Source organism: Pseudomonas sp. H2_D02 (genome assembly GCF_054677635.1).
This window is the reverse complement of record NZ_CP162816.1, coordinates 4,652,396-4,670,722: the sequence shown is the minus strand read 5'-3', so window position 1 is coordinate 4,670,722 and position 18,327 is coordinate 4,652,396. Positions and strand designations below refer to the sequence as shown.

The following is an 18,327-nucleotide window of genomic DNA, read 5'->3' as shown; positions in this document are numbered from 1 at the left end:
TTCGATAGGGCGTTATTTACTGGGGTGGGCCGCTTAAAGCTTCTTGGCCATCTCCAGGTGATGCTGCAAGTCCGGCAGCATTTTCTGGGCAAACGCTTTCAGCTCGGTATTGCCAGGTTTCTTGTCGTCAGTAACCGTTTCGGCTTCTTTCTTGAACAGGGCGACGGTTTCTTCGTGAGCCATCACCTGGTTATTCGCATAGGCCGGATCGAAGGACTCGTCGCGCACGTCGAGAATCTTGGCCTTGGCTTTCTTCATCAACGTGGTGTCGTCCGGTACCTCGATGTCATGTTTCTTCGCCAGCGCCTTCAGCTCTTCGTTGGCCTTGGTGTGGTCGGCAATCATCTTGTTGGCGAACTCCTTGATGTCCGCCGATTGGCTTTTCTGCAGGGCCAGCTTGCCTGTTTCGATTTCCGCAATACCGCCGGCCGCCGCGTTGTCGACGAAGTCGTTGGAGGTCGCGGCCCATGCCATGCCCATGCTGCTACTCAGGGCAACAGCCAGGCCGAGTTGACGCAGGGTAAATCTGTCCATAGGTAAGTCTCCACACAGGTTGTACAGGTGTTTCTCTGGGTACTGATCAATGGAGGGGAAAGCGCGGGGGAAGGTTTGATCGAAGCGCGTCGTGGCACGACGAACGGTCACCGCTGGTCGGATTGGCGGTCGACAGAACCCGACCGGCAAGGCCATGCTGATGACAGGCAGTGCCCCGAAAAGCACGTGCCACCGAACTCACGAAGGAGGTGCTCCATGCCGGTGTCCCATGATCTTTGCCAGGATCTGAAGTGCACAGAAGAAGACATCCTGAAAAAGCGCCGGGAGGACGAGAGTCTCGACGCGCTGATCAAACAATACGCCAGGCTTGATGCCGAGGTGGTGAAGGCCGAGAAACCACCTGTGGTTCTTGCTGATGTGGCCCTGGAGACGCTCAAGAAGGAGCGGCTGCAGATCAAGGACCAGATCGCCGCGCTGATGCAAAAGTAGCGATGACGATAATCCGCTAAGCGCTTTTTGTGGCGAGGGAGCTTGCTCCCGCTGGGCCGCGAAGCGGCCCCATCCCATCCATCAGCCCAGCGGATCCCAGCGCTGGGACCAATCGCTGCCGGTCTTGACGATCTCTCGCAACACCTCGAACGCCTGCTGCAACGCCGCCGAATCCCGGTCCCTGGAATACACCAGGTAGGTCGGGTAATTGAATTCCGGCGCCTTGGGCACTCGCTCCAGAATGCCGCTGTCCAGGTAGCTCTGCACGACCCGCGTGCGGAAATAGCCGCTGCCTCCGTTCTCCAGGATGTATTGCAGCGCCAGGGGCCCGAGATTGAAGGTTACGGCGGCCTTGGCCTTGTCCGGCAGCGCCGTGTCGTGCTGGCGGCGGAAGTCGGCGCTCCAATCGATGTACACGTAGGGTTCGGGGCAAGCGGCCAGGCGCACCAGGATCAGTTTTTCTTCCAGCAACTGCTCGACCTGCAGCCTCGGCCAATATTCGGGCTGATACACCACGGCCGCATCCAGCAGCCCCAATTCCAATTGCTGTAGCAGTTTTTCACCGTCGCGGATGTCCATGCGCAAGGCATGGCCGGGGATCTTCTGGCGCAGCTCGCCGGCCCAGGCGAGCATCAAGGGATTGCACAAGCTGACCTCGCCGCCGAGATGCAAGACGTTGCGATAGCCCTCGGGCAATGGCAAGTCACGGCGGGCGGCCTCCCAGGTCTGCACGAGCTGGTTGGCGTAGACGACGAAGGCTTCGCCATCGGCAGTCAATCGTGCGCCGGCCCGGTTGCGCACGAACAGTGCGCAGCCAAGCTGGCTTTCGAGCTTCTGTACCCGAGCGGTGATCGCCGTCTGGGTGACGTGCAGCTTTTCCGCCGCAGCGGCGAGGCTGCCGTGGCGGACGATTTCAAGGAAGGTACGGGCGAGGTCGATGTCCATGTTCAGGCCGAGGCGGGTGATGCGGGCATTGTAAGAGTTTCAGGCGAGAAACAAAAAATCCCGCCACGAGGGCGGGATTTGATTACAGCCAGGGCGCGACCCGATCTCAGGACGGGAAGAGCTCGGACAGTTTCATCGCCAGCATCATGTCGCCTTCAGCGCGCAGCTTGCCGCCCATGAACGCTTGCATGCCGTCGGTGCTGCCGTCGACGATGCCTTGCAGGGTTTCGCCGTCCATCACCAGGGTCACCTGGGCGTCCGGGTTTTCACCCTCCTGCAGTTCACAGGTGCTGTCCTTGACGATCAGCGAGAAATTTTTGGTTTCATCGATACGGAAACCGAATACCAGGTCCAGGCCGGCAGCGGCGGCTGGGTTGAACTTGGCTTTCATGGCTTGTACGGCGTCGGCTACGGAGGTCATGGTTTCGATCCTTATTTGGGTGGTACAGCAAGGGTCTACAGTAATCCGGACTCAGCGAAAGGTGATGAGGTCCGGGGCCTTCAGCAGTTGCAGGTGGGCATGGCTGTTGAAGGAAGCCAGGGCCACCTCGCGGCCCCTGAATTTCAGGTGGTTGAGCGAGGTGTTGACGATTTGCCAGTTCAGTTCGAAGGCCTGTTTGGCGGGCATCTGGGTAATCAGGTGGAGCAGGGCGGTGATGGTTCCGCCGGAGGTGAATACGGCGATCTTGTGGGACTTGTCGGCGTTGTCGAGGATCCGGTGCAGGCCGGCCTGGACCCGCTCGACGAAGCCCAGCCAGCTTTCCAGCCCGGGCGGATCATAGCGGCCACTGAGCCAGCGCTCGACGATTAGCGCAAAGATGCGTTGGAATTCGGCGCGGTTCTGCGCAGCGTTGCGCAAGATGTCGAGGGCTTCGGGCTCCTGGGGCAGCATGTCCGGCAGCAAGGCGCGGATCACCGCGTCAGCATCGAATTCGTTGAAGGCAGCGTCGATTTCCAGCTCGGGAATCGGCAGGCCGGCGCCAGCCATCTGGCTCAGCGCGCCGGTGGCGGTGTCCTGCTGGCGACGCAGGTCACCCGAGAGGCAGCGATCGAACACGACACCCAGCTCCGCCAGGTGGCTGCCGAGCACTTGCGCCTGGCGTATGCCATTGGGCGAAAGGACATCGTAGTCGTCCGCACCGAAGGAGGCTTGGCCATGTCGAATCAGATAAATGCTGCCCACGTCCGCGTCATCCCGGTACGTTGAAGGTTTGGCGAGGTTATGAGGATGGCGTTGGCCTGTCAATGAAAAAACATACGCTTGTTTGAAATGACCGTTACAGCCCGTCCTGTCTCAGCCGCGTTACGGTAACGGCGGGTTTCATGGCTGGCAGCGGGGCAAGCGCATGGGTATGCTGGCAGCGTTACGCGCCTGCGTTCAGTGGCGCATTGCATTTAAGGAGTCGCTGTGGAGTTTTTTGTCGAGTACGCCGGTTTCCTGGCCAAGACGGTGACGCTGGTGATCGCCATTCTGGTGGTCATGGCCAGTTTTGCTGCGCTGCGCAGCAAGGGGCGGCGCAGGTCGGCCGGGCAGTTGCAGGTCAGCAAGCTCAACGATTTCTATAAAGGGTTGCGCGAGCGCCTGGAGCAGACATTGCTGGACAAGGACCAGCTCAAGGCCCTGCGCAAGCGCGAAGGCAAGGCTGAAAAAGCCGGGAAGAAACAGAAAGACAAGCCGGCGGCCAAGCCCCGGGTGTTCGTGCTGGATTTCGACGGTGACATCAAGGCCTCCGCCACCGAAAGCCTGCGCCATGAAATCACTGCGCTGCTGACCCTGGCGACCCCGAAGGACGAAGTGGTCCTGCGCCTGGAAAGCGGTGGCGGCATGGTCCACAGCTACGGCCTGGCCTCGTCGCAACTGGCGCGGATCCGCCAGGCCGGCGTGCCGTTGACGGTGTGCATCGACAAGGTGGCGGCCAGCGGCGGCTACATGATGGCGTGCATCGGCGAGAAAATCATCAGCGCTCCGTTCGCCGTCCTGGGTTCCATCGGCGTCGTGGCCCAGTTGCCCAACGTCAATCGCTTGCTGAAGAAGCACGACATCGATTTCGAAGTCCTGACGGCCGGTGAGTACAAGCGAACGCTGACGGTGTTTGGCGAGAACACCGAGAAGGGCCGGGAGAAGTTCCAGGAAGATCTGGACATTACCCATGCGCTGTTCAAGAACTTCGTGTCCAACTACCGCCCGCAACTGGCGATCGACGAAGTGGCCACCGGTGAGGTCTGGCTCGGTGTCGCCGCGCTGGAAAAACGCCTGGTGGACGAGCTCAAGACCAGCGATGAATACCTGGCCGAACGGGCCAAGGGCGCCGAGCTCTATCACCTGCACTACGCCGAACGCAAAAGCCTGCAAGAGCGCATCGGCATGGCGGCCAGCGGTTCGGTGGATCGGGTGTTGCTCAGCTGGTGGAGTCGGTTGACCCAGCAGCGGTTTTGGTAATTCGAGGGCCCACCTTGTGGACTAATGGCTCCAGGTTCACTGCCATCCCCTGTGGGAGCGCGCTTGCTCGCGATTGCGATGGCTCAGCTTGTATCGATGTCGAATGTACCGACGCCATCGCGAGCAAGCTCGCTCCCACAGTGGATCTGAGGTTGAACGAGACAAAAAAAGCCCTGGACCGGTCACCCGGTCCAGGGCTTTTTCATGCATCAGGTTTCAGCGACGACGAAACAGCGGCAGCGGCTCGTCAGTGGCGGCCTGATAAGTCACCGAGAAATCCTTGAGGCTTTCAAGGGCTTCATACGGGTCTTTGTCGGCACGCAGGGCAAAGGCGTCGAAGCCGCAACGGCGCATGTAGAACAGTTGGTCGCGCAGCACGTCGCCAATGGCACGCAGTTCACCCTTGAAGCCATAGCGCTCACGCAACAGGCGAGCGTTGGAGTAGCTGCGCCCATCGGTGAAGGCCGGGAAGTTCAGGGCGATGACCTGCAACTGGTTGGCGTCGTCACCGATTTCTTCCGCTTCCTCGTCGGCGTCCAGCCACACACCCAGGCCGCCGTCGCGGGCCTTGAGGGCGTGGGCGTGATCGCGCCACAGGGCCAGGGGCACGATCAGGTCGTCGCAGTTGGAAATGCCATCGAGCGTCGCGTCCTTGGGCAACAGGTGCCAGGTTTCGTCGATGACTTCGTTGTTCTTAATGATTCGCTGCATAGACGCGTTCCTTGAAGAGGTCGATGCCGATACGTTGATAAGTGTCGATGAAACGTTCGTCTTCGGTACGTTGTTCGATGTACACGTCGATCAGCTTCTCGATCACATCCGGCATGTCATCCTGGGCAAACGACGGGCCAAGGATCTTGCCCAGGCTGGCGTCGCGGCTGCCGCTGCCGCCGAGGGAGACCTGGTAGAACTCTTCGCCTTTCTTGTCCACGCCCAGGATGCCGATGTGGCCAACGTGGTGGTGACCACAGGCGTTCATGCAGCCGGAAATGTTCAGGTCCAGCTCGCCGATGTCGAACAGGTAGTCCAAGTCGTCGAAGCGGCGCTGGATCGATTCGGCGATCGGGATCGACTTGGCGTTCGCCAGCGAGCAGAAATCACCGCCCGGGCAGCAGATCATGTCGGTCAGCAGGCCGATGTTCGGGGTGGCGAAACCTTGTTCGCGCAACTCGCCCCACAGGGTGAACAACTGGCTCTGTTCAACGTCCGCCAGGATGATGTTCTGCTCGTGGGACGTGCGCAGTTGGCCGAAGCTGTAGCGCTCGGCCAGGTCGGCGACGGCGTCCAGTTGCTTGTCGGTGATGTCGCCGGGCGCAACGCCGGTCGGTTTCAGCGACAGGGTCACCGCGACATAGCCGGGCTTCTTGTGGGCCAGGGTGTTGCGGGTGCGCCAGCGGGCGAAACCCGGGTGTTCCTTGTCGAGGGCAGCCAGTTCGGCGTCCTGGTTGTCCAAGGCTTTATAGGCTGGGTCGACGAAGTGCTTGGCGACGCGATGCACTTCGGCTTCGGTCAGGGTGGTCTGGCCGCCGCGCAGGTGGACCATTTCGGCCTCGACCTTCTCGGCGAACACTTCAGGCGTGAGCGCCTTGACCAGGATCTTGATCCGCGCCTTGTATTTGTTGTCGCGACGGCCATAGCGGTTGTACACCCGCAGGATGGCGTCGAGGTAGCTCAGCAGGTCTTGCCACGGCAAGAACTCGTTGATGAACGCGCCGACCACAGGGGTACGTCCCAGGCCGCCACCCACCAGCACACGGAAGCCCAGCTCGCCGGCGGCGTTGTAGACCGCTTCCAGGCCGATGTCATGGACTTCGATGGCCGCGCGGTCCGAACTCGAGCCGTTGATGGCGATCTTGAACTTGCGTGGCAGGTAGGCGAATTCCGGGTGGAACGTGGTCCACTGGCGAACGATTTCGCACCACGGACGTGGGTCGATCAACTCATCGGCCGCGACGCCGGCGAACTGGTCGGTGGTGACGTTGCGCAGGCAGTTGCCGCTGGTCTGGATCGCGTGCATCTGCACGGTGGCCAGTTCGGCCAGGATCTCAGGTACATCTTCCAGGGCCGGCCAGTTGTACTGGACGTTCTGCCGGGTACTGATGTGGGCGTAGCCCTTGTCATAGTCGCGGGCAATCTGGGCCAGCTTGCGCACCTGGCGCGAGGTCAGTTGGCCATAGGGCACCGCCACGCGCAGCATCGGCGCGAAGCGTTGGATATACAGGCCATTCTGCAAGCGCAGAGGGCGGAATTCTTCTTCGCTCAGCTCGCCTGCCAGATAGCGTCGGGTCTGATCACGGAACTGCTTGACGCGGTCCTCGATGATCCGCTGATCGTACTCGTCATATACGTACATATAAGTCTCGTTCTCAGGCTTGGGCCGATCAGAAACAGCTGCAGGTTGGCTCGCTGAAATCGGGTTCTGCCTCGGCAATTCTGCGCGCACGGCCGCGCACTCCTAGGGGAGCCGGTGCAAGATACCTGTTTTGAGTTATGCGCAAAAGTGATGTTTGAGTATATGTAAAGAACCAAATCGACTAATGAGATTGATTATTGCCTAACCCACATTTGTCGTGCGGGCAATCATCGTCTTAACTGTGGTCGAGTCCCTATGCAATCACCTACAAAACCGACAAGAGGCGATGCAATGAGCAATCCGACCAAAGCAAGGAAAAGCGACAGTACCGTTGATGCCTGGGCCATTTTGTTCTTGATTATCCTGGTGGTGGGCACGGCGGTGTTCTGGGTCAGTCATCAATAATTTTCCATCAGACACATGAGCAGCAACTGTGGGAGCGGGCTTGCTCGCGAAAGCGGTGTGTCAGTCAACATAGACAGTGACTGAACCACCGCTTTCGCGAGCAAGCCCGCTCCCACAGGGGCATGTGTTGTTCTGAAGGGCGTTATAGCCCCGCCAGATGCACCACCAGCTTGACGATGCCAAACAGCGTCAAGGCGAAGATCACCGTGAACACGATCCCCAATATCACGAAGTGGCTCGGCTTGCCGTGGGTGAAATCCCGGGCGCGGTTCTTGCCGCTCTGCACGCCGAAGGCCGCAGCCAGCACGCTGTGCATCATCTGCAGCAGGGTTGGCGGTTTGTTGTCGATTGGATCGTCCATAAAACCCTCGATGAAAGTCGGATCTCTCCAAGCATAGTCAAACCGCGCCTTGTGGATGAATTCGATCGCTCTGGTCATTCGTTACACAATTTTCATCGACTTATAATTATGTACCGCTGATGGGGTTCGCCAAGCTGGTCTGCTGTCGCTTCATTCAAAGGAGCGATGTATGCCACCCAATCCCACGCAGAACCCGGAAACAACACGATCAAAACCGCAGGCCACGGAAAGTCTGCATGCAGACTTTCTGGAAGCGGCCATGCCTGCATGGCTCATCGAGGCTACGACGCAACGCAGGCAGGCGATAAAGCAAGCCGGAACGCAAATGCCGGCCTGGTATGCGAACGCTTCGCCAGAGCAGCGCAAGGTCGTGGATGCCTGTTTCAAGCAAAGTGTCGCAGCGCAGAATCGATTGGACAAAACCCTGTCGGCATTCCTGGACATTGATACATTTGCCAGGCCGCTGTTGATCCAGGCACTAAAGGATCGGTTCAAGATAGAAGTGGACGTCGACAAGACGTTGCTGCACCTGATACGGCCGTTGGAAATATCCGTGATCAAGGTGGAAATTTCTTCGTTCACAGTGTTCAGGTTGCCCCTGCTGCAAGTTGCGCTGCATAACTTCGAAAGCTGGGAATGCGAGCATGACGCCAATCATGCAACGTCAGGATTTGTTGTAGAGACGCACACGCCTGGTACTTACGCGCCCGTGGCGTTGAATGTGTCGGTGGGTCAATTCCTCACGCTGTGCCGCACCTTGGATATCGGTGCGAAATACCAAGCCTACCTCAAGTCTTTTTTCTACCCGGCTGATGCGACGACCGAAACGACGTTTCGCCAGCACTTCATTGCCAGTCAGAAAGCTGCGATAAGGGCTGCAGCCGAGCAAGCGCTGTTGGCAAAGGATATAGAGCCGAGGGATCACGCAATGATTCTGTCGGTCATCAACGGCGAATATGCCCCCCGGATAGGTGGGAAGCCAGTCTGGTTCGAAGACATGACCCTGATGGGGTTCAGACTGGTGGGCTGTGTCGCGTTCACGATTTGTGAAATGCATCGCTACAGCAATGAAGTGATCCTCTATGTGCCCCATGACCCTGAGCATCCGCTGAAGCGTTACGACGTCAACCAACTGAAAGCGCGCTTCAAGCAATTGCTCACCACGCCGGATACCGGGCAATCGCAAAACATTGCGCCTACACCGTATCAGCGCTTTTTCAGTCGATTCGTGCCCTACGGCAAACAACCTTATTACTTCAGCCAATTTGTCCAGGAAGCGGGCGGTTTACCAAGCGTCCAGTTGCCTGCGCCATGGATGGGCATTTTCGAACCCTTCATACCCCCTTCGTTGATGATCCGCCTCCCGGCTATCCCTCCCGATCGTTCAAAGGCAAAGCGCGAACCGGATCCCTACGTCGCCCCTTCGACGACACCGCAGCAAGGCCGGACGTTGTGGGCCGATAATCTGGATCCGTGGCAGTACCTCTATGAGCGACACCGTGAAAAAGTGCTGGCCGATGCGCGCAGTCATGCGGTCCCCACGGAGGATGTCGACGCCAAGACGAGGCAAGAGAAACTCGCCAACCTACTGCAAATAGGGCTCTCGGCCGTAAATATGTTGTCCATGTTCGTTCCGGTATTGGGCGAGGTCATGATGGTGGTCATGGCGGGACAGCTATTGTACGAAACCCTTGAAGGTGCGATCGAGTGGGGTGAGGGTGACAAACGGGCCGCCAAGACCCATTTGATAGATGTCGCAGAAAACCTGGCGTTGATGGGCGTGATGGCCGGTGTGGGTGCCGGGGTCGGCAAGCTGGCCGCCATCAAGCCTGAACCGGTGATCGAGCACCTTGAGCCTGTGACGTTGCCCAGTGGCGAAACCCGCCTGTGGAAGCCGGACCTGAGCCGTTATGAAAGCAGTGTAACGCTCCCCGATACGAGCACTCCGAACGCACTGGGACAATACGAAGTCGGTGGGACGACCTGCATCCGCCTGGGCGGAAAGGTTTACGAGCAGCTTTTCGATGCGTCGATACACAAATGGCGTATCAAGCATCCGACAGACAATTCAGCGTATCAACCCATCCTCCTGCATAACGGCACCGGAGCCTGGCGGCATTCGCTGGAGCGGCCAATGACCTGGAATCGCTTGACGCTGCTCAGGCGCATCGGCCATGAGACCGCAGCGTTTTCGGATGACGTGCTGCTCAGGCTCGCCGACGTCAGCGGCGTCAGCGACAACACGCTGCGTAAAATGCACATGGACAACTCGATGCCGCCTCCTGAGCTGAGGGATGCAATGCGCCTGTTCAAGGCGGACGCCGATGCCGCCCAGGTGATTGACCAGATGCAAGGCACAGCAAGTTTGAGAGAGCTGACCCGGCAGCAGGTTTTCGAAAGGATCTATAAGGGCGAGGAACCTGCGGACGGTCGTATCAGGATTTTGCAGCGGGAGTGCCCTGGCCTTAGCGAGGCTGCCGCCCAAGAGGTCATCGCCCACGGAAGCGCTGCCGATCTCGCCCGCTTTGACGCAAGGCGCCGCGCGCCGTTGAACATGCTCGAAGAGGCGCGCTGGTATGCCCGACAAGGACGCCAGGTTCGGGCATATGCGGGGTTGCGCAGCGAGAATGTGGCATCGGCCGACAGCCGGCGCCTGGCATTGCATGCCCTGGAAAGATTGTCGGCATGGCCGGATACGCTGCGTCTGGAAGTGCGCGAGGGAAGCGGCGCCGGAGCATTGCTTGACAGTATCGGCGACAAGCATGCGCCGCGGAAAACAACCTTGGTCAAAAACGGACCTCACTATCAAGCGCTCGATGAGCGTGGGAAAGTCGTCGATAGCGTGCCCCGGCAGGGCGACGATTTCTACCGTTCGATCCTGTACGCGTTGCCTGATGATGTGCTTTCAGCGCTGGGGCTGGCGAAGAATCAAGACGCCCAGTTGCAACGCAGGATCATCGATTACGCAGACCTGCATCGCAAGGATATGCCACAGCTGCTTGAGCCCCGCGCCAGACGTTTCAAGCCACCCGTTCGAGTGAGCGCGACGCTCAAGGGGTATTACGCGAGCGGTCGAGGCAAGGGGATGCATCCTTCCATTCAGGCGCGGGTGGAGGCGCTTTATCCCAGCGAGCAGCAAGCCGAGGCGTTCATCAGGCAGCAACGGGGCAAGTCAGAGCGGCAAGTCTATTCGGAGTTGCAAACGCGCCAGCGTGAATGGGAGTCGCTCGATGGCACGCTTCAACAATGGCTGGACGAGACACCGGGCAGCCCGACCGATGCTCACAAATTCAGGTTTGCCCAAGCGCTCAGGGATAGCTGGCGCCATCGTCCGTTAGCGGAAGAGTCCCCCGAAGGCACGCGGCTGTTGCTTTCCTGTCAGGTGCCGCTGCCCTCGATAACCGCCAACTTTGGCCATGTGCGTGAACTGTCGGTGGTTGGCGGCGGGCTGACGGACATCAATGCGGACCCCTTCCTGACGCTTTTTCCCGGGCTCACGAAGTTGTCGATCGGTGTCAGAGAGGCCGGCTTCATCGATCTGTTCCTTGGACAACAACCGTTGACCACCTTGCCGCACGCGGTGAGTCAAATGCCGGGACTTACCGACCTGCGTTTCTCCACCACAGCTTTCGCCCTGGACAGGAGTTTTGCGTCAAGGCTCACTGCGCTGACTTCACTGGAGGCTTTGCACATCGAATATTCGGGTTTCGATCGGGTCGTGTTGCATGATCTTGACCTTACCCCGTTGGACCGTTTGCGTACGTTGAAAATCGACGCGCCGCAGGTTCTGTCGCGATGGCCGGAATACGTGCAGCGTCTTCCGAACCTCGAACGCCTGGACCTGGCGCGCACATCGATACGTACACTGCCTGACGCGATATTCCAAGGGCACGAAAAGCTGTGGGCCGGGTTGTCGCTGAATTGGTCGGCGCTGGCGCCTGAGGCGTTCGGGCGTGCCTACCGATACGTCAGCGGCTACTCAGGTGAGCTCGGCCATTTGGTTGACTTGAGCGAGATGGTGGATGGGTACTGCCGCGGACAATTGCGCATGATTGTCGGGGAGCCCGATCTTGTCGGGCGCCTGCCCGCGCGATTCGACAGTGCTTCATACACCCCGCAGGAGCGATTTACCGCGTTAGAAGCCATCAGGGCGGAGCACGATGGCATCTTTGCGCAGTTTTTCGAGCCGGAGGCACTGGAACAGTTGCCTTATTCCACGCTTGCGCCCTCAGGAGTGAAGGCAGGGTCCTTGCTTCGCGCGTTGCGAGACAGCTGGCGCGGCGCTGTTCGCCAGCGCCTTGGTTTGCCGACGGCTGAGGTCTCCACCTTCCAACTGCTCCCCTCCGGATCAAGTCTTCCAGGTAAAAAAATGACATCGCTCCCGGCGTTGCCAGCCGGCAGTTTTTCCCATGTGCATACGTTGCGCCTGGGATCGTTGGAGGTTTCAACCGAGCAAGCGCGCAGCTTTTTCAGGGCATTCAGTGGTACGCAAACGCTGGAGATCGGCAACAGCGGTTTCGCCGAATTGCCTTTCGCCGCCGAACATTTGCCAGCGTTGACGCAACTCGACCTGCGCAATAACAAGCTCATCGTCAATCCCATTGTCCAGGCGCAATTCAACGGCTTGACGCGGCTTGAACAACTGAATCTGGCCAATAACCCGCTCGAGACCCTGGATGTTACTGCCTTGACCCAGCTTCGGGCCTTGAACCTCAAAGCCACCCAATTGCGGGCTTGGCCAGCTGGCGCCGAAAACCTGCAGCAACTGTCCTGGCTCGACCTGCGGGAAAACCGGCTTCGATCACTTCCGCCATCCGTACTGTCCAATGATGACCTCATCCTGAAAACCAACTGGGCCGATAACCCCTTCAGCCCTGAAGGCGAGGCAGCCTTGAGCGCGGCCTATCAGCGAGTCGAAGATGCAAGAGGACTCCTCCACGGGGCATTGGCTCGATTTGCCAAAGAACCTGTACCGGATCAGTTCCCGCCGACGGAAACAGCCTGGTCGACGACACGCCTTCTATTAAGGCTTCCCGAGGAATCGGCAATCGTCGAGGGGGATGCCGGACGCACGCTTCGCCTGCAGCGGCTGGATCCGTTCTTGACGCAGGAACAGGCAGCCCGGAAGCTCGGGCAATGGCGTGAAAACGGGATGACCGAGACGCAAATCGACGACCAGCTCAACCAGTGGCATCAGGGGTGTGTCTCGCTGACTCGTCGACTGAATAATTGGCTCTTTATCCGAGACGCACAAGTCACCAGGGGCACCGTGTCCGCGCAAAGCCGCGCGCTCGCGGCGAACAGCATTCGTAAGGTTTGGCAAGAAAGACTGATACGCCACGATGGAGCAGGGCAAACGCTCAGTCTGCATGGTCTGCAGTTGGGTGACTTGCCTGAGCTGACGGTGCCGTTTCCTGGCGTGACAACGCTGGAGCTTCCGGGCGTCCTGTTGACTGAACAAGGTTCCAACGGTTTCTTGGCGGCTTTTCCCAATTTGGGGCGGTTGGACCTGGGCGGCAATGGATTGACCGCCGTTCCGGAGGCTGCCTTGGAAATGGCGCACCTGGAGCACCTGGATTTCGGCGATAACAATTTGCCGCCGGCAGCGGCTTACCCGTTATTGACCAACGGTCGCCTGCGTTCGCTCAACCTTTCCCTCAATAGACTGGTAACGTTCGATCCTCCCGATTTTGGCCAGATCCAAGTGCTGGATCTCAGCAATAACGAGATAGAGAACTGGCCCAGCCATTTGTTGGATGCGCAAGAACTAGGGGCCCTGAACCTGAGCGGTAACGAGCTTACGGATCTTCCGGCCGGGTTGCTGGATGGCAACCACGAGAGACTCGTGGACGGAATGGACCTAACCGAAAACGAAGAGCTGTCACTCGACACGTTCTATGAACTCAGGGATTACCTCGAGTCGGGTGACATTGAAGAAGTGATGGGCTTTTCTCGAAGCGATATTGATAGCTTTATCGACATGTCAGAGTCGCCGCAAGGCGACACTTCCGATGTTGATGACGACTCCGATGGCGGCGCGGGCGGTAATATCCGTAACGATAACCACGCCGCTGTCGCTCCGGTCGAACCGCTCTTCAATCCTTCGGGCGACGCATCGGTCGAGGCCCTCGCACCCTGGCTGGTGGGGGCGAACAGTGAACAGGTCACGACTCGGAAAAGGATCTGGACGCAGTTGGCCGAAGAAAACGACCATGAACGTTTCTTCCAACTGCTTGCGCTGTTGTCAGACACGTTCGATTTCAAATTCAACCGAGCAGAACTGACGCGACGGGTATGGAACGTCATGGAGGCAGCCAGCGAAAACAGCGAGTTGCGGCAGTTGTTGTTTCGTGAAGCCGAAACCCACGGTACGTGCATCGATGGCCGCATCCTGACGTTCAGCGAGCTGGAAGTGCGTGTGTTTGTCTTTCAGGCTTTGCGCGACATTCCGCTGGATCGTCCGATGCTCAAGGGCCAGGCGTTGCTGCGCTTGTCGCGGCAGTTGTTCCGGCTGGAGCGGGTCGAGACGTTGGCCGAAGCGGCAGGTCAAGGCAGGGATCGGGCGGAAGTGCGCCTGCGATACCGCATTGGCCTGACGAGTGGGTGGGGCGATGGCATCGATTTGCCTGGGCAGCCTACGCATATGGCTTTCGGCGCACCGATCACGGGAGAACTGGCGGCGCGCACGCGTCACTCGATTCTTGAGGCAGAGCGCAGCGATGCGCTATTGGTGAGCATGACAACGCGTGATTACTGGACGACCTACCTACAGGAGCGGCATCCGGAACTCATGAGTGATATCACCGATGCGGTCGCCAATAGGCGCCATGAGCTTTTGGATGAATTGGAGGACCGCAGGGCCGAGGGCACGGTCGATACGGAGCAATACAACCTGCAACTCACTGCGCAGGGCAGAGCGATCGATGCCTTGCGCACTCAGAAACTGGTGGAACTGACGCGAACAGAGGTGAGTGACTTGCAGAACGTCGCCGCTGGGACGGAGCCATCCGGTAATCAGTCGCCTCAACCAGGGCCGTCACGCCGCAACTGATCCATCGCTGCGGACTGCGAATGCCGACCTGTCGATGCCCGCTTCGTCGACAGGTCGGTTCGCGTTTTTTTCGTTCAGTTGTCGTAACCCAGGTTCGGCGCCAACCAACGCTCCGTCACGCTGAGATCCTGCCCTTTGCGCGCGGTATAACTTTGCACCTGATCCTTGTCGATCTTGCCCACGGCAAAATACTGCGCCTGGGGATGGGCGAAGTACCAGCCGCTGACCGCCGCTGCCGGGAACATGGCGTAGTGCTCGGTAAGGAACACGCCGCTGCGCCCGGCTTTCATTTCACTGGCCTCGGGATCGAGCAGACGGAACAGGGTGGCTTTCTCGGTGTGATCCGGGCAGGCCGGGTAGCCGGGGGCAGGGCGGATGCCGGTGTACTGCTCCTTGATCAGCGCGTCGTTGTCCAAGCTTTCGTCCTTGGCGTAGCCCCAGTGTTCCTTGCGCACCTGCTGGTGCAGCCATTCGGCGCAGGCTTCGGCCAAGCGGTCGGCCAAGGCCTTCACCATGATCGAGTTGTAGTCGTCGCCGGCTTCTTGATACGCCTTGGCGACTTCTTCGGCGCCGATGCCGGCGGTGGTGATGAAGCCGCCGACGTAATCGGTGATGCCACTGTCCTTCGGCGCGACGAAGTCGGCCAGGGAGAAGTTCGGCTTGCCGTCGGTCTTGATGATCTGCTGGCGCAGGTGATGCAGGCGTGCCAGTGGCTTGCCGTCGTCGCCATAGACTTCCAGGTCGTCGTCATGCACCTGGTTGGCCGGCCAGAAGCCAAACACGGCGCGGGCGCTGATAAGCTTTTCGTCGATCAGCTTGCGCAGCATCGCCCGGGCGTCGGCGTACAGCGCGGTGGCCGCTTCGCCGACCACTTCGTCGGTGAGGATGCGCGGGTATTTGCCGGCCAGGTCCCAGGAAATGAAGAACGGTGTCCAGTCGATGTATTCGGCGAGGACGTTCAAGTCGATGTCGTCCAGCACCCGTGCGCCAGTGAAGGTCGGCTTGACCGGCTGGTAGCTGCTCCAGTCGAACTGCGGCTTCTTCGCCACGGCCGCCGGGTAGCTCAGGCGTTCGGTGCGGGCGCTGCGGTTCGAAGTGCGCTCGCGCACCTCGATGTAGTCCTGGCGGGTTTTCTCGACGAACGCCGGCTTCAGCTCCTTGGACAGCAACTGGGTCGCCACGCCCACGGCGCGGGAGGCGTCGGTGACGTAGATCACCGCGTCGTTGCTGTACTTGGGCTCGATCTTCACCGCCGTATGGGCCTTGGAGGTCGTAGCACCGCCGATCATCAACGGCAGGTGGAAGTCCTGGCGCTGCATCTCCCGCGCCACGTGCACCATCTCGTCCAGGGACGGGGTGATCAGGCCGGACAGGCCGATGATGTCGCACTTCTGTTCCTTGGCCACCTGGAGGATTTTCTCCGTTCGGCACCATCACACCCAAGTCGACGATGTCATAGCCGTTGCAACCGAGCACTACGCCGACGATGTTCTTGCCGATGTCATGCACGTCGCCCTTGACCGTGGCCATGAGGATCTTGCCCTTGGCTTCCGGCTTGTCGCCTTTTTCCGCCTCGATGAACGGGATCAGGTGCGCCACCGCCTGCTTCATCACGCGGGCGGACTTGACCACTTGCGGCAGGAACATCTTGCCGGCGCCAAACAGGTCGCCAACGATGTTCATGCCGGCCATCAGCGGGCCTTCGATGACCTCGATCGGACGGGTGAACGACAGCCGCGATTCCTCGGTGTCCTCGACGATGTGGGTGGTGATGCCCTTGACCAGCGCGTGCTCCAGGCGCTTGTTCACTTCCCAGCCACGCCATTCCTCGGTTTCCGCTTCCTTGACGCTGCCGTCGCCCTTGTATTTGTCGGCGATGGCGAGCAGGGCGTCGGTGCCCTCGGGGGTGCGGTTGAGGATCACGTCTTCCACCGCGTCGCGCAGTTCCACCGGGATCTGGTCGTAGATTTCCAGTTGGCCGGCGTTGACGATGCCCATGGTCAGGCCTGCGCGGATCGCGTACAGCAGGAACACCGAGTGGATCGCCTCGCGCACCGGGTTGTTGCCGCGGAACGAGAACGACACGTTGGACACGCCGCCGGAGGTCAGCGCGTAGGGCAGTTCGTCGCGGATGTAGGCGCAGGCATTGATGAAATCCACGGCATAGTTGTTGTGCTCTTCAATACCTGTGGCGACGGCGAAGATGTTCGGGTCGAAGATGATGTCTTCCGGCGGGAAGCCGACTTCGTTGACCAGGATGTCGTAGGAGCGCTTGCAGATTTCCTTCTTGCGCGCCTCGGTGTCGGCCTGGCCAGCTTCGTCGAACGCCATCACCACCACGGCGGCGCCGTAGCGCTTGCACAGCTTGGCGTGGTGGATGAACTGCTCGACGCCTTCCTTCATGCTGATGGAGTTGACGATGCCCTTGCCCTGGATGCACTTGAGGCCGGCTTCGATCACTTCCCACTTGGAGGAGTCGATCATGATCGGCACCCGGGAAATGTCCGGTTCGCCGGCAATCAGATTGAGGAAGGTCACCATGGCCTTCTTCGAATCGAGCATGCCCTCGTCCATGTTGATGTCGATCACCTGGGCGCCGGCCTCGACTTGTTGCAGGGCGACTTCCAGGGCTTCGGTGTAGTTGTCCTCGCGGATCAGCCGGGCGAACTTGGCGGAACCGGTGATGTTGGTCCGCTCGCCGACGTTGACGAACAGCGAGCTGCGATCGATGGTGAACGGTTCCAGGCCTGACAGGCGGCACGCCCGTGGGATTTCCGGAATCTGCCGCGGCGCATAGCCGGCCACGGCCTTGGCGATGGCCTCGATGTGCGCCGGGGTGGTGCCGCAGCAGCCGCCGACGATGTTCAGGAAACCGCTCTGGGCGAATTCTTCGATGACCTTGGCGGTGTCCACCGGCAATTCATCGTATTCACCGAATTCGTTGGGCAGGCCGGCGTTGGGGTGGGCCGATACGTGGGTGCTGGCCTTGTTCGAGAGTTCTTCCAGGTACGGACGCAATTCGCTGGCGCCGAGGGCGCAGTTCAAGCCGACCGAGATCGGCTTGGCGTGGGCCACCGAGTTCCAGAAGGCTTCGGTGGTCTGGCCTGAGAGGGTGCGGCCGGAGGCGTCGGTGATGGTGCCGGAAATCATGATCGGCAGCTCGACGCCCAGTTCTTCGTAGACGCCTTGCACGGCAAAAATCGCGGCCTTGGCGTTCAGCGTATCGAAGATGGTCTCGATCAGGATCAGGTCGGCGCCGCCTTCGATCAGGCCTTTGGTGGCTTCGGTGTAGTTCTCCACCAGCTCATCGAAGGTCACGTTGCGGTAGCCGGGATTGTTCACGTCCGGTGACAGCGAGCAGGTGCGGCTGGTCGGGCCGAGCACGCCGGCGACGAAGCGCGGCTTGTCCGGGGTTTCCAGGGTCTTGGCGTCGGCCACTTTGCGGGCCAGGCGTGCGCCTTCCAGGTTCAGCTCGTAGGCCAGGCCCTGCATGCCGTAGTCGGCCTGGGACACCTGGGTGGCGTTGAAAGTGTTGGTTTCGAGGATGTCGGCGCCGGCATCCAGGTAGGCCTTCTCAATGGCACCGATCACGTCGGGGCGAGTCAGCACGAGCAAATCGTTGTTGCCCTTGACGTCGCTCGGCCAGTCGGCGAAGCGTTTGCCGCGATAGTCCTGTTCTTCCAGCTTATAGCTCTGGATCATCGTGCCCATGCCGCCGTCGAGGATCAGGATGCGTTCCTTGAGGGCTTGCTGGAGAAGATAGAGGCGAGCGCTGCGATCGGACATAG

At 59.8% G+C, this 18,327-nt stretch carries 10 protein-coding genes and 1 pseudogene; 3 read left to right on the top strand and 8 right to left on the bottom strand.

Annotated elements, in window-relative coordinates:
• Positions 1–33: 33 nt before the first annotated feature.
• Complete coding sequence (locus tag AB4N42_RS21255) at positions 34–534, bottom strand: DUF4142 domain-containing protein (RefSeq protein ID WP_460115285.1); 501 nt, start codon at positions 532–534, stop codon at positions 34–36.
• 216 nt (positions 535–750) lie between these two features.
• Between AB4N42_RS21255 and AB4N42_RS21250 the strand changes: the two genes are divergently transcribed.
• Complete coding sequence (locus AB4N42_RS21250) at positions 751–984, top strand: YdcH family protein (RefSeq protein ID WP_030137961.1); 234 nt, start codon at positions 751–753, stop codon at positions 982–984.
• Positions 985–1,065: 81 nt separating this feature from the next.
• Here the strand turns inward: AB4N42_RS21250 and AB4N42_RS21245 are convergent, their stop codons facing one another.
• The 3 genes from AB4N42_RS21245 to AB4N42_RS21235 form a co-directional block, all read right to left on the bottom strand.
• Positions 1,066–1,929, bottom strand: a complete 864-nt coding sequence (locus AB4N42_RS21245; RefSeq protein WP_217861644.1) for a LysR family transcriptional regulator — start codon at positions 1,927–1,929, stop codon at positions 1,066–1,068.
• A 106-nt stretch (positions 1,930–2,035) separates the two neighbouring features.
• Positions 2,036–2,350 carry an SCP2 sterol-binding domain-containing protein gene (locus AB4N42_RS21240; RefSeq protein ID WP_030137963.1) on the bottom strand — a complete coding sequence of 105 codons (315 nt, stop codon included), beginning with the start codon at positions 2,348–2,350 and terminating at the stop codon, positions 2,036–2,038.
• 51 nt (positions 2,351–2,401) lie between these two features.
• A complete protein-coding gene (locus AB4N42_RS21235) occupies positions 2,402–3,112 on the bottom strand; it encodes a histidine phosphatase family protein (protein WP_460115284.1) in 711 nt (236 codons plus the stop codon).
• Positions 3,113–3,337: 225 nt separating this feature from the next.
• Here AB4N42_RS21235 and sohB point away from each other — a divergent pair, with 225 nt between their 5' ends.
• On the top strand, positions 3,338–4,369 hold the full coding sequence (gene sohB, locus AB4N42_RS21230) for a protease SohB (protein ID WP_030137965.1): 1,032 nt from the start codon (positions 3,338–3,340) through the stop codon (positions 4,367–4,369).
• 216 nt (positions 4,370–4,585) lie between these two features.
• Here sohB and AB4N42_RS21225 read toward each other — a convergent pair whose 3' ends face one another.
• The 3 genes from AB4N42_RS21225 to AB4N42_RS21215 form a co-directional block, all read right to left on the bottom strand.
• On the bottom strand, positions 4,586–5,080 hold the full coding sequence (locus tag AB4N42_RS21225) for a DUF934 domain-containing protein (RefSeq protein WP_030137966.1): 495 nt from the start codon (positions 5,078–5,080) through the stop codon (positions 4,586–4,588).
• Positions 5,064–6,722 carry a nitrite/sulfite reductase gene (locus AB4N42_RS21220; protein ID WP_198798130.1) on the bottom strand — a complete coding sequence of 553 codons (1,659 nt, stop codon included), beginning with the start codon at positions 6,720–6,722 and terminating at the stop codon, positions 5,064–5,066. The genes AB4N42_RS21225 and AB4N42_RS21220 overlap by 17 nt, the downstream gene beginning before the upstream one ends.
• 547 nt (positions 6,723–7,269) lie before the next feature.
• The gene (locus AB4N42_RS21215) at positions 7,270–7,488 is read right to left on the bottom strand and encodes a DUF2970 domain-containing protein (protein WP_030137968.1); all 219 of its coding nucleotides are present in this window, start codon (positions 7,486–7,488) and stop codon (positions 7,270–7,272) included.
• A gap of 169 nt (positions 7,489–7,657) precedes the next feature.
• On the opposite strand from AB4N42_RS21215, the gene AB4N42_RS21210 reads away from it, so the two are divergent.
• Positions 7,658–14,539, top strand: a complete 6,882-nt coding sequence (locus AB4N42_RS21210; RefSeq protein ID WP_460115283.1) for an NEL-type E3 ubiquitin ligase domain-containing protein — start codon at positions 7,658–7,660, stop codon at positions 14,537–14,539.
• A gap of 74 nt (positions 14,540–14,613) precedes the next feature.
• On the opposite strand, the pseudogene metH reads toward AB4N42_RS21210, so the two are convergent.
• Positions 14,614–18,325 (bottom strand): annotated as a pseudogene (gene metH / locus AB4N42_RS21205) (methionine synthase).
• Positions 18,326–18,327 lie beyond the last annotated feature (2 nt).